Annotated in this window: 16 protein-coding genes; 11 read left to right on the forward strand and 5 right to left on the reverse strand. The window is 54.0% G+C overall.

Going from position 1 to position 16,208, the window contains the following annotated elements; all coding sequences use genetic code 11:
• Positions 1-488 precede the first annotated feature (488 nt).
• From ilvB to ilvC, 3 genes are all read left to right on the forward strand, one after another.
• Complete coding sequence (ilvB, locus tag ABF463_RS10210; protein WP_415533517.1) at positions 489-2,111, forward strand: biosynthetic-type acetolactate synthase large subunit; 1,623 nt, start codon at positions 489-491, stop codon at positions 2,109-2,111.
• Between the two features lie 29 nt (positions 2,112-2,140).
• Positions 2,141-2,671, forward strand: a complete 531-nt coding sequence (gene ilvN / locus ABF463_RS10215) for an acetolactate synthase small subunit (RefSeq protein ID WP_415533518.1) — start codon at positions 2,141-2,143, stop codon at positions 2,669-2,671.
• Between the two features lie 85 nt (positions 2,672-2,756).
• Complete coding sequence (gene ilvC, locus ABF463_RS10220) at positions 2,757-3,749, forward strand: ketol-acid reductoisomerase (RefSeq protein WP_415533520.1); 993 nt, start codon at positions 2,757-2,759, stop codon at positions 3,747-3,749.
• 63 nt (positions 3,750-3,812) lie between these two features.
• Here ilvC and ABF463_RS10225 read toward each other — a convergent pair whose 3' ends face one another.
• From ABF463_RS10225 to ABF463_RS10235, 3 genes are all read right to left on the reverse strand, one after another.
• A complete protein-coding gene (locus tag ABF463_RS10225; protein WP_415533521.1) occupies positions 3,813-4,322 on the reverse strand; it encodes a Fur family transcriptional regulator in 510 nt (169 codons plus the stop codon).
• Between the two features lie 486 nt (positions 4,323-4,808).
• A complete protein-coding gene (thrS, locus tag ABF463_RS10230) occupies positions 4,809-6,746 on the reverse strand; it encodes a threonine--tRNA ligase (protein WP_415533522.1) in 1,938 nt (645 codons plus the stop codon).
• 56 nt (positions 6,747-6,802) lie between these two features.
• Entirely contained in the window at positions 6,803-7,045 is a 243-nt protein-coding gene (locus ABF463_RS10235; protein ID WP_415533523.1) for a hypothetical protein, read from the reverse strand.
• 321 nt (positions 7,046-7,366) lie between these two features.
• On the opposite strand from ABF463_RS10235, the gene ABF463_RS10240 reads away from it, so the two are divergent.
• The 8 genes from ABF463_RS10240 to ABF463_RS10275 all read left to right on the forward strand — a co-directional run bounded on the left by ABF463_RS10240 (position 7,367) and on the right by ABF463_RS10275 (position 14,912).
• Positions 7,367-7,801 (forward strand): NfeD family protein, encoded by a 435-nt coding sequence (locus ABF463_RS10240; RefSeq protein WP_415533524.1) that lies wholly within the window; start codon positions 7,367-7,369, stop codon positions 7,799-7,801.
• Positions 7,802-7,843: 42 nt separating this feature from the next.
• Positions 7,844-8,782 (forward strand): SPFH domain-containing protein, encoded by a 939-nt coding sequence (locus ABF463_RS10245; RefSeq protein WP_415533525.1) that lies wholly within the window; start codon positions 7,844-7,846, stop codon positions 8,780-8,782.
• A gap of 432 nt (positions 8,783-9,214) precedes the next feature.
• Entirely contained in the window at positions 9,215-9,721 is a 507-nt protein-coding gene (gene purE, locus ABF463_RS10250; RefSeq protein WP_415533526.1) for a 5-(carboxyamino)imidazole ribonucleotide mutase, read from the forward strand.
• Complete coding sequence (gene purC, locus ABF463_RS10255; RefSeq protein WP_415533527.1) at positions 9,718-10,431, forward strand: phosphoribosylaminoimidazolesuccinocarboxamide synthase; 714 nt, start codon at positions 9,718-9,720, stop codon at positions 10,429-10,431. The genes purE and purC overlap by 4 nt, the downstream gene beginning before the upstream one ends.
• Before the next feature lie 145 nt (positions 10,432-10,576).
• Positions 10,577-12,082, forward strand: coding sequence for an amidophosphoribosyltransferase (gene purF / locus ABF463_RS10260; protein WP_415533528.1), 1,506 nt, complete (start codon positions 10,577-10,579; stop codon positions 12,080-12,082).
• Positions 12,083-13,117, forward strand: coding sequence for a phosphoribosylformylglycinamidine cyclo-ligase (purM, locus tag ABF463_RS10265; RefSeq protein ID WP_415533529.1), 1,035 nt, complete (start codon positions 12,083-12,085; stop codon positions 13,115-13,117).
• Entirely contained in the window at positions 13,111-13,752 is a 642-nt protein-coding gene (purN, locus tag ABF463_RS10270; RefSeq protein ID WP_415533530.1) for a phosphoribosylglycinamide formyltransferase, read from the forward strand. The genes purM and purN overlap by 7 nt, the downstream gene beginning before the upstream one ends.
• A complete protein-coding gene (locus ABF463_RS10275) occupies positions 13,749-14,912 on the forward strand; it encodes a ribose-phosphate pyrophosphokinase (protein WP_415533531.1) in 1,164 nt (387 codons plus the stop codon). The genes purN and ABF463_RS10275 overlap by 4 nt, the downstream gene beginning before the upstream one ends.
• 162 nt (positions 14,913-15,074) lie before the next feature.
• Here the strand turns inward: ABF463_RS10275 and ABF463_RS10280 are convergent, their stop codons facing one another.
• Both ABF463_RS10280 and ABF463_RS10285 read right to left on the reverse strand, forming a co-directional pair.
• Positions 15,075-15,275 (reverse strand): ribbon-helix-helix domain-containing protein, encoded by a 201-nt coding sequence (locus ABF463_RS10280; RefSeq protein WP_415533532.1) that lies wholly within the window; start codon positions 15,273-15,275, stop codon positions 15,075-15,077.
• Entirely contained in the window at positions 15,275-16,168 is an 894-nt protein-coding gene (locus ABF463_RS10285) for an SPFH domain-containing protein (protein WP_415533533.1), read from the reverse strand. Before ABF463_RS10285 ends, ABF463_RS10280 begins: the two co-directional genes overlap by 1 nt.
• Positions 16,169-16,208 lie beyond the last annotated feature (40 nt).

The following is a 16,208-nucleotide window of genomic DNA, read 5'->3' on the forward strand; positions in this document are numbered from 1 at the left end:
CGACCGCGGGGTTCCCAAGCAGTGGGCGATAGATGCCCAAAGAAGAAAGCGCCAGCCGCGCCTTTTGTACCGTATCCATTTGTAATTCCACACCTTTTATTTGTTAGGCGGCGTCTGTTTTGTCAAACACCGCGTGTTATTATGTATTGTAGACCACCGCCCGCCCGCTGTCAACGCGCGGGTACAGCCCGCTTTTTGTATGCAGGTGGACTTTGGGCAGCCGTATATGCCCGCCATGGAATGGACCCGATCTGCTTTTACGTGCAGACTGGGTCAATATTTTCCATCACGCAGTCTTGATTAAAAAAACAGATGGTGCCCGGGCAATTTCGTCGGAAAGGTTGCGCGCCACGCCGTTTCGGGCTATAATATGATATTGAACAGCCTGTCTGGCGGCAGACACTTCGTTTCCGATGAAAAACAGGTTGCTTCTTTACACCGAATGAGAATTACATAGACAATGTTGTCACGCAGGAGGAAAGCAGAGTATGCCAAACGGCGCACAGGCTATGGTAAACGCGCTGAAAGCAGAAGGCGTCCGTATCCTATTTGGATACCCGGGAGCGGCTATCTGCCCGTTTTTGGATGCGCTCACCGCATCCGATATCGTCTGTCGTCTTGTACGTCATGAGCAGAGCGCAGGGCACGCCGCGAGCGGGTATGCCCGTGTCTCGGGCGTACCCGGTGTGTGCTTTGCCACTTCCGGTCCGGGCGCGACAAATCTTATCACCGCTTTGGCCACGGCGTATATGGATTCCATCCCGTTGGTAGCCATCACCGGGCAAGTGGCAAGCAGTTTGATTGGCCGCGATGTCTTTCAGGAGGCTGATATCACCGGCGCGGCGGAACCGTTCTGCAAGCACAGCTATCTGGTGCGCGACGCTGCCGATTTGCCGCGTGTGATGAAAGAAGCCTTTTATATTGCGCGCACCGGCCGCCCCGGCCCTGTGCTGGTGGATGTGCCGTCTGATATACAGGAACAGCCGATTGCTTCATCGGCGTATCCCGAAAAAGTGGACATCCGTGGATACAAACCTCGTCGGCATGGACACGCACTTCAGATCAAACGGGTGGCAAAACGTATTTCAGAAGCGCGAAAACCTGTTATCTGTGCGGGCGGCGGTATCTTTTCTGCCCACGCACAGGAAGCGCTCACTGCGCTTGCTGAAAAATGCCGTATCCCCGTGGTGAACACCCTGATGGGCAACGGTTCGCTGCCCACTGCACATCCGCTGAATTTTGGAATGCTCGGCACCCACGGATGCGCCGTGGCAAACTGCGCCATTCATGAAAGCGACTTGCTCATCATTGCGGGCGGTCGTGTGGGCGACCGCGCCATGTCGGAACCCGGGCAGATTGCCGCTCGCACCTGTGTGGTACATATTGATGTGGACCCTGCCGAGATCGGCAAAAACATGGAAGCAGAACTGCCAATCGTAGGCGACGTGCGGCTGGTACTGGAAGCGCTTGCCGCGCAGGCTGTTCCCGGCGACACCGCCGCATGGATCGACTATCTGGGCAATTTGCGGGATGAACCCGTAGAACAGCGCCCTATGCATAGCGGCTACATTGAGCCGCGTGCATTTTTTCGCACATTGTCCGAGCAGATGGCAGATGACGCGGTAATAGTGGCGGATGTGGGGCAGTCCCAAATCTGGGCTGCCAATGCCTGTATTATCCGGCAAGGCCGGTTTCTCACGACCGGAGGCATGGGTACAATGGGTTATGGCCTGCCTGCGGCTGTCGGCGTTGCATCCGCTCTGCCGAGCCGCCAAATCATAGCGGTTTGCGGGGACGGTGCGTTTCACATGGCGATGATGGAACTGGCTACCATGCGCCAGTATAATCTTCCTGTAAAATGTATCGTGATGCACAACGACTGTCTGGGCATGGTGCATGAGATGCAGACCAAACATTATGACGGGCGGTATACGGCCACCTCGCTCGGCTGCGGCAACCCGGATTTTCAGTTGATTGCCAAAGCTTACGGCATGGAGAGCCGCCGCCTGCAAAATGACGCGGATGCGTCGGAAGCCATCGCCGAGATGCTGCACGCACCGGGCGCTTACCTGCTTGAATGCCTGATCGACCCGGATGAGCCAACACTGTGAACGCCCTAAACCGAAAGGAGACTGAAAAGATGAAACATACCCTGTCCGTTCTGGTGGAAAACCGCCCGGGCGTACTCTCCAAGGTTGCGGGACTGTTTTCGCGCCGTGCGTTCAACATCGACAGCCTCGCGGTGGGCGTGACGCAGGACCCGTTGGTCTCGCGCATTACCATTGTGGTAAACGGTGACGATTACACCACCGAACAGGTGGAAAAACAGCTTAACAAACTGATTGATGTCATCAAGGTCAAGACCTTGCCGCACGGGCAGTTCATCAACCGGGAACTGGTGCTGCTTAAGGTGGCGTGCGGTGCATCCAACCGGGCGGAGGTCGTCCAGATCGCCGATATTTTCGGTGCCAAAATCGTGGATGTGACCCGAACCACCCTCACATTGGAGGTTTCCGGCAAACCATCCCGTATAGCCAGTCTGGAATCTCTGCTTTTGCCCTATGGCATCCGTGAAACGGTGCGTACCGGCACTATTGCACTCGAAAGAGGCGCACAGGACATCACCGCGGGCAAAAAACCGGCGGAAGAACCGCCCGATTCATCCAGCTGAACCTTGCAGGACGTATCCCGTCCCGCAGTGCAGATAAATCTATTTTACAAAAACGCCGGGGAACCGGCTGGGAGGTCATTCATCAATGGCAAAAATGTATTACGAAAGCGACTGCAACATCAGCCTGCTCAAAGGCAAAAAGATCGCCATCATCGGTTATGGCAGCCAGGGCCATGCACACGCGCTCAACCTGCATGAGAGCGGCATGGACGTGGTCGTCGGTCTTTATGAAGGCAGCAAATCCTGGAAAGTGGCTGAAGAAGCGGGTCTGGTCGTGAAAACGGCAGCCGATGCGGCCAAAGAAGCCGATATCATCATGATTCTCATCAACGATGAGAAACAGGCCGACATGTACCAGAAAGACATTGCCCCTTACCTGACCACCGGCAAAGCGCTTGCGTTTGCCCACGGCTTCAATATCCATTTCGGTCAGATCAAGCCGCCGAAAGATGTCGATGTGTTCATGGTCGCCCCGAAAGCACCGGGCCACACCGTGCGCAGTGAATATGTGCGCGGCGCCGGCACGCCCTGCCTCATCGCTGTGGAGCAGGATTACTCCGGCAAAACCAAAGACATCTCGCTGGCTTATGCCGCGGGCATCGGCGGCGCGCGCGCCGGCATCTTGGAAACCACGTTCCGCGTGGAGACCGAGACCGACCTCTTTGGCGAACAGGCTGTCCTGTGCGGGGGTGTGACCGCTTTGATGCAGGCTGGTTTTGAGACGCTGGTGGAAGCGGGATACGCACCGGAAAATGCATATTTTGAGTGCATCCATGAGATGAAGCTGATCGTTGATCTGATCTATGCGGGTGGTTTCGAGGCCATGCGCAGCTCGATCAGTGACACCGCCGAATATGGCGATTATATCACCGGCCCGAAGATCGTGACCGATGAGACTCGTAAAGCCATGAAAGAGGTCCTCAAAGATATCCAGGAAGGCAAATTTGCCCGTGAGTGGATTCTGGAGAACCGTGTGGGCCGCCCGAACTTCAATGCGCTTCGCCGCAGAGGAGCCGAGACCCAACTGGTGGCAATCGGTCAGCAACTCCGCAGCCAGATGACATTCTTGAAGAAATAATCGCCTCTGTTCATATAGCAAAAGCCGGCGGCCACTGAAACAGTGGTCGCCGGCTTTTTTACCTTATGACTCGGATGGGTGCTGGTCGGCGTGGTTTTGCAGTGCCTTTTTTTGACACGCCTCGCAGATCCCATAAAAAATGACGCGATGATCCTCTATTTGAAAATGTTTGGTCGATTCGATCAGTTTTTCCAGTCCGTCGAGCAAGTCGTCCTCAAAATCAAGAATCGTCCCGCACTGGCGGCAGACCAGGTGGTGGTGTGAATGCGGAGAAGTGCTGTCGCTCATTTCATAATACGCAAGCGAGTCGTCTGCCACATACACTTTTTTAACGGTTCCCCGCTCCTCCAGCAATCGCAGGTTCCGATAAACTGTTGCGATGCTGATGTGCTCGTTGCCCTCACGAATGCGGTCGTAGATTTCTTCGACCGTCATATGGGCGCCGCCCGCGTTTTTCATACAGTCGAGAATCAACTGTTTTTGTCTGGTATTTCGTGTTTCCTTATGTGCCTGTTCCAATCCGACCTCCCGCTTCATTTTGGTCCAAAGCGGCATCTGTAATGGTGATGACATCACCGCGCCCCTGCATTTGCCCTCATGAATTGTTCCATATTATAAAACAGATGCTGCTTTTTTGCAAGCGTCATCACTCACTTTCTGAAGCAGGTGAACCGCATAGAGGGAGAGGGATGGGTGCAAAGGAAGCTGCTGTGCGCAAGTGGAAAACACATAGTTGCCTTCGTGAAGATGGTCAGGCTCAGTTTGCGTGGAATGATTCCGCTTTGTTATGAAAAAACAGATGGTTTACGTCAACTTGACATAACGGAAGCCGTTTCTATCCGAATTCAGGGAGTATTCAACACTTTCCACTGAGTTTTCCACCGATTGCCCAGCCTCTGTTGCCTATCGGCGGGTCGAACTGTGGAAAAAGGAGGATGTTTCCCCCGCACCCTGTCGATAACTGGTGGCTGATTTGTTTACATAATCCCGATTCTTTTTTTCAACGGAAACCAGGCAGTGTGCTCAAAAAACACGTGACGTTCATATTGCTCGCATGAATCAATGCCTTTTCTCAGCAACTTCCTGCCGGATATCTGTCAGAAACGCATCCAGTGTCTGCGAGCCACGGTCACCCTCACGTGCGCGCACCGCCACAGTGCCTTCTTCCGCCTCGCGGTCGCCGACTACCAGCATATAGGGTACCTTTTCCATTTGGGCTTCACGAATGCGGTAGCCGATTTTTTCATTGCGCAGGTCGGCTGTAGCACGCAGACCCGCCGCTTTCAGTTTCTGGCAAACTTCCTTGGCATAGGCTTCGTGCTTTTCCGAGATGGGCAGCACGCGCACTTGCTCGGGTGCCAGCCAAGTGGGCAGTGCACCCGCATATTTTTCGATGAGCAGTGCCAGTGTGCGCTCATAGCAGCCAATGGATGTGCGGTGGATGACATACGGGTATTTTTCCTGCCCGTCCGCATCGGTATATTTCATGCCAAAGCGCTGTGCAAGCTGGAAGTCGATCTGTACGGTGATGAGAGTATCCTCTTTGCCGAACACATTGCGGATTTGAATATCCAATTTTGGCCCGTAGAATGCCGCTTCGCCTGATGCCTCGGTGTACTTGATGCCAAGGTCATCGAGGATGTTGCGCATCCGGTCCTGCACTTCTTCCCACTGCTCGCTGGTACCGATATATTTGTCGCGGTCGTTCTCGTCCCATTTGGAGAAACGGTACGAAACATCGTCATCCAGACCTACGGTCTTGAGCATGAAGTTTGCCAGATCGACACAGCCTTTGAATTCCTCCTCCAATTGGTCGGGGCGGCAGGCAAGGTGTCCTTCCGAAATGGTGAACTGCCGCACGCGAATCAGTCCGTGCATCTCGCCCGACGCCTCATTGCGGAACAGCGTGGAGGTTTCATTGAGGCGCATAGGCAAATCACGGTAGCTGCGTTTTTTGTTCAAATAAACCTGAAACTGGAACGGACAGGTCATCGGGCGTAGGGCGAACACTTCTGCATCCTTGCTCTCATCACCCAGCACGAACATGCCGTCACGGTAGTGGTCCCAGTGACCGGAAATTTTATACAGGTCGCTTTTAGCAAGCAATGGGGTCTTTGTCAATAGGTAACCGCGTTTTTCCTCTTCATCTTCCACGAAGCGCTGAAGCAGTTGAAGCACACGGGAGCCTTTCGGGAGCATAACCGGCAGCCCCTGCCCGATATAATCCACTGTGGTGAAAAAGCCTAATTCGCGGCCAAGCTTGTTGTGGTCGCGCTTTTTCGCTTCCTCCAACATGGTTAGATGGGCTTCGAGTTCGGACTTTTTGGGGAACGCGGTGCCATAGACACGGCGCAGCATCTTGTTTTTCGAGTCGCCGCGCCAGTAGGCGCCGGTGCTGGATGTCAATTTGAACGCTTTGACCCGTCCGGTATCCGGCAGATGCGGTCCGGCGCACAGTTCTGTAAATTCGCCCTGCTTATAAAAGGAGATCGCCTCCCCTTTTCCCGCGTGCTCGTTGATCAGTTCCACTTTATAAGGTTCGGATTTTTCTTCCACCAATTTGATGGCTTCAAGGGCCGGCAGTGTAAAACACTCGATGGGGAGTGCCTCTTTGACGATCTTTTTCATCTCGGCTTCGATCTTGACCAATTCCTCCTGTGTGAAGGAAATGTCGCTGTCGAAATCATAATAGAAGCCGTCCTCAATAGCCGGGCCAATGGTCAGTTTTACTTCTGGGTAGAGCCGTTTCACAGCCTGTGCAAGGATGTGGGAGGCGGTGTGGTTGAACGCCTTTTTGCCGTCTGGGTCTTCAAATGTGAGCAGCTCCAATGTGTCGCCGTCCTGCAATTCGGTGCGCAGATCGCGGACTTTCCCATTGATGCGGGCGGCGCAGACCGCTTTGTACAGCCCTGCCCCCAGTTCCTTAGCTAGCGCGAGCGAGGTCGCGCCCGGTTCTACGGCACGGATGCTGCCGTCTTTCAGTGTGATGTTTGGCATATCATTCACCCTCCTGTAGGTATCGCCGTTTCTGATTTTTTATGGAGGAAAAGGCATTACGGCGCAAAAATGCCCCACCCCTCCAAAAAAGGGGTGAGGCATTGAATCGTCCCACGGTTCCACCCTTGTTGCGCTGTTGAAAGCGCCGCTTCGTTGCCGGTAACGGGGCTTGGCCGACGCACCTTGCGACGGCCTGATTGCGGAAATCCGCATTTGCATGGCACATCGTCGGTGCGCGCTCCGGGGTGGTTTTCACCGGACGGCGGAAAAGGCGCTTCCAGCACATGATCCAACACCATGGCGCCGTTCTCTGGTTTCCGTGCGTTCCGATTACTATCCCCATCATCACTTTATTTGTAGTGTAGCACCATCTTCCCGCCCTGTCAAGGTGACCGGTGCGGCCCTTTAAGCTCCAGTGAAGTTCGATGAAACAGCACGAAACGGGAACGATTTGGGAAGTGCTTTTTTACAGTATATTTTTTCGCGCATAAATGTTGCACAGGAAGACTTGTCTGCAATTGCCTTTTTCAGCCGCGCATGGTACAATGCAAAGTAGAAAAACAGGTGATGCGGGTGGTGCGGCATGGCATTCCGCCCCATGCACTAGAGGGGGAAAATGGATGAGCAGCAATTTGTTGTTTTGGCTGATTGTGGTGATTGTGCTGGTGGTGATCGAATTGGCAACCATACAGCTGGTTGCTATCTGGCCAGCCCTCGGCGGTGTGGTCGCTATGCTTGCGGCTTCGTTCGACCAGCCGCTGCTGGTGCAGTTCCTGCTGTTTTTGATTGTGTCTGCCGTCTTGCTGATTTTTACCCGCCCGCTGCTGCGGCGTTTTGTCCGAACACCTCCCAAAACCTTTACCAATGCTGACCGGCTTATCGGGCGGGAAGCTGTGGTGTGTGAACGGATCGATAATCTGGCTGAAACCGGCGCGGTTATTGTGTCCGGTGTAACATGGACGGCGCGTTCTGACAGCGGCATAGCTATCCCCGACGGCGCAAAAGTGTGTATTGAACGTATCGAGGGGGTCAAACTCATCGTTTCTGTCAAATAAATGAAGCAGCGGGTTATCCCCGCCTAAGCAGGAGGAAAAGACATGGATACAACTGTTATCATCTGGATTATCCTAGCCATTATTCTCATCGGTGTCGCTATCAGCTGTTTTCGCATCGTGCCGCAGGCCAGTGCTTTCGTGGTCGAGCGCCTGGGTGCATATTACACCACATGGGGTTCGGGCAGTATCAAATTTAAAGCACCTTTTGTGGATCGGATTGCCAAGGTCATTTCCCTAAAGGAACAGGTGGTTGATTTTCCGCCGCAACCGGTTATCACCAAAGACAATGTGACCATGCAGATCGATACCATCGTCTTTTTTCAGGTGACCGACCCGAAACTTTACACTTATGGTGTGGAGCGTCCCATCCAAGCCATTGAGAACCTTACGGCAACAACATTGCGTAATATCATCGGCGATTTGGAGCTGGATCACACGCTCACTTCGCGCGATGTCATCAACACCAAGATTCGCACCATTCTGGATGAGGCCTCCGACCCTTGGGGCATCAAGGTCAACCGTGTGGAGCTGAAAAACATCGTTCCTCCGCGTGAGATACAGGACGCGATGGAGAAGCAGATGAAAGCAGAGCGGGAACGCCGTCAGTCGGTGCTGCGTGCCGAAGGGGAAAAGGCCAGCCAGGTGCTGGTTTCTGAAGGGCAGAAACAGGCGCAGATATTGCAGGCGGAGGCCGCGAAAGAGGCTGCTATCCTTCACGCGGAGGGTGTAAAGCAGTCCAAAATCATTGAGGCAGAGGGCGAGGCAGCCTCCATCCTCAAGGTGCAGCAGGCGTTGGCGGACAGCTTGAAACTGCTCAACGAGGCCGCTCCGAGCGACAAGGTGATCGCGCTCAAGTCGCTCGACGCACTTGCAAAAGTGGCTGACGGTCAAGCAACAAAAATCATCATTCCATCCGAGCTTCAGTCGTTGGCGTCGCTGGCTGTTTCAGTCAAGGAACTGGTGACGGGCGACCAGCAGTAGGTTACGAACGGCAAGTGACAAAGTGCCGGGGACTGCATTTTCCATGATTGTGTAAAATTTGACGCATAAGTATGCGCGGCCTGCAACTGTGACCTTATTTTTTACACAAGTGTAGAACAGCAGCCGCACATGTTGGGGAATTTTCGTTCAGTTTCGCCAAAATGCGGCATCCAAACGGTGAAAACATAATTTCCACTTGCAATATGATGCGGTTTGCAATAAAATAAGAGATACCGGATTTGTCGTTATTTGCTGATGTTGGAGGTGCCCGTCTTGACCGCGATTTTTACGGCTCGGTTGTTTCTTTTTTCATATTGTGTTAAAAGCGGCGCTCCTTCTCGCAAAGGCGCGGATGCAAGACAAGTATAACCAAAATACACTTCTAAATGATGGAAGTGTATTTTTTTTGGTAAATCTATTGGAGGGACCATCATGCAGGAACTGAAAAAAGTGGCTGTTATAATGGGCAGCGACAGCGACCTGCCCGTGGTGAAAGGCTGTCTCACCACGCTCAAGGAGTTTGACATTCCATTCGAGGTGCATGTCTGTTCGGCGCACCGGACACCCGGTAAGGCGGCGGCTTTTGCGAAAAGCGCGGCGGACAACGGTTTTGGGGTAATCATCGCGGCGGCTGGCATGGCCGCACACTTAGCCGGGGCGCTTGCGGCACAGAGTGTTCTGCCGGTCATCGGTATCCCGGTGAAATCGGCCGCACTCGAGGGGATGGACGCGCTGCTTTCCACCGTACAGATGCCGTCCGGTATTCCGGTGGCGACCGTTGCGATCAACGGCGCGAAAAACGCCGCATTTCTTGCCATCCAGATATTGGCGCTGGGCAACACGGGCTTGACACAAAAGCTGTTGGACTACAAGCAATCCATGGCCGACGGTGTGGAAAAGAAAGACGCAAATTTGCAGGCGGAGGTAGAAAAGCTATGAATAAATTGGATCAAGTCTATGAGGGTAAAGCCAAGAAGGTATATAAAACCGACGACCCGGAGCTGTTTATTGTCGACTACAAGGACGACGCCACCGCTTTCAATGGCAAAAAAAAGGGTACGATTGCAGGCAAGGGTGTTATCAACAACCGCGTGACTAATTTTCTGATGGAAAAATTGGAAAAAGAGGCGGGAGTGCCCACCCATTTTGTGAAAGAGCTGTCCGACCGTGAAACACTGGTCAAAAAAGTGACCATTGTGCCGCTGGAAGTCATCATCCGCAACATCGCCGCCGGCTCCATGTCCAAACGTCTGGGCATCCCGGAGGGCAAGGTTCTGCCGGTTACGGTGCTGGAGTATTCCTACAAAAATGATGATCTGGACGACCCGCTCATCAACGATTACCATGCGTTGGCAATGGGGCTTGCCACCCGTGAAGAACTGGATATCATTGCCGGTCTGACGTTCAAGGTCAACGACTACTTGAAGAAATTCTTTGCGGGAGTTGGCATCGAGCTGGTGGACTTTAAGCTTGAGTTTGGCAAAACAACCGATGGGCAGATCATCCTCGCCGATGAGATCTCGCCGGACACTTGCCGTTTTTGGGACAGCAAGACCCATGAGAAATTGGACAAAGACCGCTTCCGCCGCGACCTCGGCAATGTCGAAGGCGCGTACCATGAGATTGTGCGCCGTTTGTTCGGCGAATAAGGCAGACACAGGATACGGGGCGGTTCATCCGTATTGTATCCCGGCAACCGGCCCATACTGTTGATAGGGATGTTTTGTATCCCCGCAGGCAAGTTGTTTCCCTCCGCCGCCAAGGTGCGGCCGCGGGCGTGAAAGGAGACCCCTCATGCAGGACAAGCCACACGAAGAATGCGGTGTTTTTGGCATTTACGACCACGAAGGTTTGGACGTGGCCCATATGGCCTATACGGCGCTCTATGCTCTCCAGCACAGGGGACAGGAAAGCTGCGGCATCGCGGTGAACGACGACGGTGTCATGCGTGCGCACAAGGACATCGGTCTGGTGCCGGATGTGTTCAGTGAAGCGGAACTGAACAAACTTGGCGCGGGTCAGATGGCGGTTGGGCATGTGCGCTATTCCACCACCGGCGGCAACACGCGGGAAAATGCGCAGCCGCTGGTGATGAAGTATGCCAAAGGGACCATTGCATTGGCACACAACGGCAACCTTGTCAATTCTTTCGACCTGCGCAAGGGGTTGGAACAGAACGGCGCCATTTTTCAAAGCACCAACGATACCGAAGTGATGGCCTATATCGTGGCGCAGAAACGTCTTGGCACCCGTTCAATCGAGCGGGCGTTTCTGGAGGCCATGAAGACCATCCGCGGCGCCTACTCGGTGGTGCTGATGTCTCCGCGCAAATTGATTGCCGCCCGCGACCCACAGGGGTTCCGTCCGCTCTGTATGGGCCGAATCGGGAAAAGTGTGGTGTTTGCTTCCGAAACCTGCGCGCTCGACGCTATCGGTGCAGACTATGTGCGCGATGTGGAACCCGGCGAAATCGTGGTCGCGGAAGGCGAGCAGATTACCAGTATCAAAGACCTGTGCGGGCAAAAGCCTGCGCAGTGTATCTTTGAATTTATCTATTTTGCGCGGCCGGATTCGTTCATCAATGGGGCCAGCGTCCACCTGACACGTAAAGAAGCCGGGCGATGTCTGGCGGAAGAGTATCCGGTAGAGGCTGACCTGGTGATCGGGGTTCCGGATTCCGGCATCGATGCGGCGCTGGGGTATGCCGAGGCATCCGGTATCCCGTACGGGTTGGGCTTTGTCAAGAATCGCTACGTGGGGCGTACGTTCATCCAGCCCACGCAAAGCCAGCGTACCCGTGCGGTGCGCATCAAGCTCAACGCGCTTAAAAGCGCCGTGGCAGGCAAACGAGTGGTCATGGTGGATGACTCTATCGTACGCGGTACTACCAGTGCCCGTATCGTCTCACAGCTGCGGGAGGCAGGCGCGGCTGAGGTTCATGTGCGTATTTCTTCGCCGCCGTTTACGAATCCCTGTTATTTCGGTACGGACATCGACTCGCGCGAAAACCTGATCGCGTGCCGCATGTCTATTCCTGAGATTCAAAAAGCAATCGGTGCGGATACGCTGGGCTACCTGCGTGTGGAAGATCTTTCACGCATTGTGCCGGGGATGCGCGACGGCTATTGTGCAGGCTGTTTCACCGGACGGTACGCGATGGATGTACCGAATGAAGTACCCAAGGACCGGTTTGAACAAAAATTGAGCGAACAAAAGAATCCAGTGGATTTTAAAATCGTCAAAAATACAGACGGCGCTGCGGAACCATCCTGTCGTCGCTCTGCCGCCGGAGGTGTGTAAATGAAAAGTTTCAGCGAAAGCTATAAAGCAGCCGGGGTCGATGTGACCGCCGGTTATCAGGCGGTGGAACTCATGCGCGCGCATGTGGCGCGCACCACTCAACGCGGCGTGTTAGACGGACTGGGCGGTTTTGGCGGCCTTTTCGATCTGGGCGAACTGAACCTGCGGCATCCGATTTTGGTTTCCGGCACCGACGGCGTAGGTACCAAGCTCAAGCTGGCTTTCTTGATGGACAAGCATGATACCGTCGGCATCGATTGCGTGGCGATGTGTGTCAACGATGTGATTTGCGTGGGCGCCAAACCGCTCTTTTTTCTGGATTATATCGCTACCGGAAAGAACAGTCCCCAAAAGATGGCTTCAATTGTTGGCGGCGTGGCCGAGGGCTGTGTGCAGGCAGGCGCGGCGCTGGTCGGCGGCGAGACCGCAGAAATGCCCGGTTTCTATCCGGCGGATGAGTACGACCTTGCGGGTTTCTGCGTGGGTGCGGTGGAAAAAGACGCCATGCTCTCTAAAGACAATGTGAGAGAGGGCGATGTGCTCATCGGCTTTGCATCGAGCGGCGTGCATTCTAACGGCTTTTCGCTCGTGCGCAAGATTTTTGGCATCGACCGCGAAAAGCTGGGTATGTATGTTGAGGAACTTTCCGCCACACTGGGGGAGACATTGCTCACTCCCACAAAGATCTATGTCAAACCGCTGCTTGCCTTGCTTTCGGCAGTGTCGGTGCATGGCGTATCCCATATCACCGGCGGCGGATTTTACGAGAATGTTCCCCGGATGCTCCCAAAGGGTTTGCAGGCAGTTATCCATAAAGGGGCGTTTCCTGTGCCGCCGGTATTTGCGGTTATCGCGGAAACGGGTCATATTCCAGAGCGCGACATGTTTAACACGTTCAATATGGGGCTGGGCATGATGGCGGCAGTGCCCGCCGAACAGGCCGATGAGGCGCTTCGTGTGCTGAAAGAGGCAGGAGAGGCTGCTTATTTGGTAGGCGAAGTTGCCAAAGGCGACGACGGAGTGGTTGTATGCTGAATATCGCGGTGCTGGTCTCGGGCGGCGGCACCAATTTGCAGGCGCTTATCAATGCGATGGAAGCCGGCAAAATCAACGGGCGAATCACCATGGTGATTTCCAGCAAGCCCGGTGTGTTTGCACTGGAGCGTGCCGAAAAGCATGGTATTCCGGCCTGCGTGGTACGCCGGAAAGATTATGCGAGCGACGATATGTTTGAGCAGGCGCTGCTTGCGGCACTGGGGGAGGCAAAGGCCGACCTGGTGGTGTTGGCGGGCTATCTGTCCATCCTCGGAAAAAGGGTCACCGATGCCTATCGCGGGCGGATGATGAACATTCACCCATCGCTCATCCCCGCATTTTGCGGGCCGGGATATTATGGGCTGCGCGTGCATGAAAAGGCCTTGGCATACGGGGTGAAAGTTACCGGCGCGACGGTGCATTTTGTCAATGAGGTGACCGATGGCGGCGCGATTATTTTACAAAAGGCAGTGGAAGTACTGCAGGAAGATACAGCGGAAACATTGCAGCAGCGTGTGATGCAGCAGGCGGAATGGGACATTCTGCCGCGCGCGGTGGCATTGTTTTGCGACGGACGGTTGGAATGGACAGAAGCAGGCAAAGTGATCATCAACAAACAGGGGGAGCGGCAATGAGCGGAGACGAACTCAAAGTACCCATGCCGGTAGGTGATTTGGGAATCATCGGCATGACCGGCTGCGAGGATACGCTGGCTGAGGTCAACGACTGGCTGGTGCAGTGGCGCGGCAGCCGCAACGAAAACGGCTTTAAGATCAATGTGGAGTGCCCGCGTTTCGGCACAGGCGAAGGCAAAAGCATCATTCACCAGTCTGTGCGCGGACACGACCTGTTCATTATCACGGATATGTTCAATTACGGCGTCACCTATGATATGTACGACATGCAGGTGCCCATGAGTCCGGATGACCATTTTCAGGATCTTACCCGCATCATCGCGGCGGCGGGCGGCAAGGCCCGCCGTATCAATGTCATCATGCCCATGCTCTATGAGGGCCGCCAGCACCGGCGTACCTCGCGGGAGTCGTTGGACTGTGCGGTCATGTTGCAGCAACTGCAGCAGATGGGTGTGGAGAACATCATCACATTTGATGCGCATGATCCGCGTGTGCAGAATTCCATTCCGCTGATTGGTTTTGAGAACATCCATCCTACTTATCAGATGCTCAAAGCATTGGTGCGAGAGGAACCGGATATTCATATCGACCGCACACACACTGCAGTCATCTCACCGGATGAGGGCGGTCTGAACCGTTGCATCTACTATTCCTCCTTGTTGGAACTGGAACTCGGCATGTTCTATAAACGCCGCGACTATACACGCATTGTCGGCGGGCGCAACCCCATTCTCAGCCACGAATACCTCGGCGGCAATCTGGAGGGGAAAGATGTCATTTTGGTGGACGACATTATTTCCTCCGGTGATTCCATGCTGGATATCGCCGAGCAGCTCCGGGAGAAAAAAGTGGGTCGCATCTTTATGTTCTCGAGCTTTGGACTGTTCTGCAACGGTTTGAAGAAATTTGATGATGCCTATGCGGCAGGTCTGTTTGATAGGGCCTTTACCACCAATCTCGTCTATCGCACAGAGGCGCTCAAAGCACGTCCGTGGTATGCCGAAGTGGATATGGCGAAATACATTGCGCTTGTGATTGATACCTTGAATTTCGACCGTTCCATGTCCGAACTGCTCAACCCGGTGGGGCGTATCCATCGGCTGATGAACAGGTTGGAACAATCGCATCGCGAAAAAGAAAAAGGGCAGTCGCTGGTGTGACCTTCCATACATAAATGGCGGAAACGCGCAGATGTAAAAACGGCGTGCGGGATAAAACCCGTACGCCATTTTTGTCTATCAGAGGCCTTTTGTGGTTAATGCGCGGCAGCATTTGCATGAGGTACCGCTGCTTACAGCAAATGGGAAAGAATTTCTGTGGGGTTAACCCTCTTTGCCGCGGTGTTTTCTGTGCTCTTTTACCGCTTCATGCAGCAGGTACTCCATCTGCCCATTGACAGAGCGAAATTCATCCTCCGCCCATGCCGCAATCTCCTCCCATAGGTCGCCGTCTATTCGCAGCAGCACGGATTTTTTGGGCTTTTTAGGGGTGTTTCCCGTGCCGCCCGCAGGTTGCCGTTCCATCAGTGATACAGCGTTCCCGCGTTCACAATGGGCGAAGCGGCCTTTTCTGCGCAGAGTACAACCAGCAGATTGGAGACCATGGCGGCTTTCCGCTCTTCATCCAACTCAACCACCCCTTTTTCTCCCAATCGGTCGATGGCCATTTGTACCATGCCTACCGCGCCCTCCACGATCATCTGCCGGGCGGCAATCACTGCCGAAGCCTGCTGCCGTTGGAGCATGACAGCGGCAATCTCCGGCGCGTAAGCCAGATGGGAGATACGGGCTTCCTCGATGAGGATACCAGCTTTATCTGTCCGTTCCTGCAATTCGGCTTTCAGCGCTTGTGCGACCTCTTCGGTGTTGCCGCGCAGAGTCTTGGTCTGCTCACTCTCGCTGACATCATAGGGGTACAGGTTTGCCAGGTGCCGCACAGCGGATTCGCTTTGCACCTTAACAAACGCCTCAAAATTTTCGACATCGAACGATGCTTTGAACGTGTCTCCGATGTTCCAAACAACGACAGCGGCAATTTCAATCGGGTTACCTGCGGCATCGTTGACCTTGAGATTTTCGCCGTTTAGACTGCGCGCGCGCAGCGACAATTTTTTCTTGGAATAGAAAGGATTGGTCCAAAGCAGACCTTTCTGGTGGGATGTGCCTTTGTAATCTCCGAACAGACTCAAAACAGCAGCTTGGTTGGGCGATAGATTGAAAAATCCGCAGCTGATGATGATAAATACGATGAGCAGCACAACGCCTACCCCGACCAGCAGGCCGCTCAGCTGATTGCTCAGTGCAACTGCGAGGACAAACAGCAGGATGGATACAATCAGACTCACGATGGAAAGGAACAGCATCGCAAAGCCGGAAGCAGCATGGAGTTCTCTTTCTTGTATTGGCTTTTCAGACATGAAAAACACCCTTTCACAATATTGACTAATTGTATAAATT

It is taken from the genome of Ethanoligenens sp. (genome assembly GCF_047718355.1).
Classification (GTDB): Bacteria; Bacillota; Clostridia; order Oscillospirales; family Ethanoligenentaceae; genus Ethanoligenens.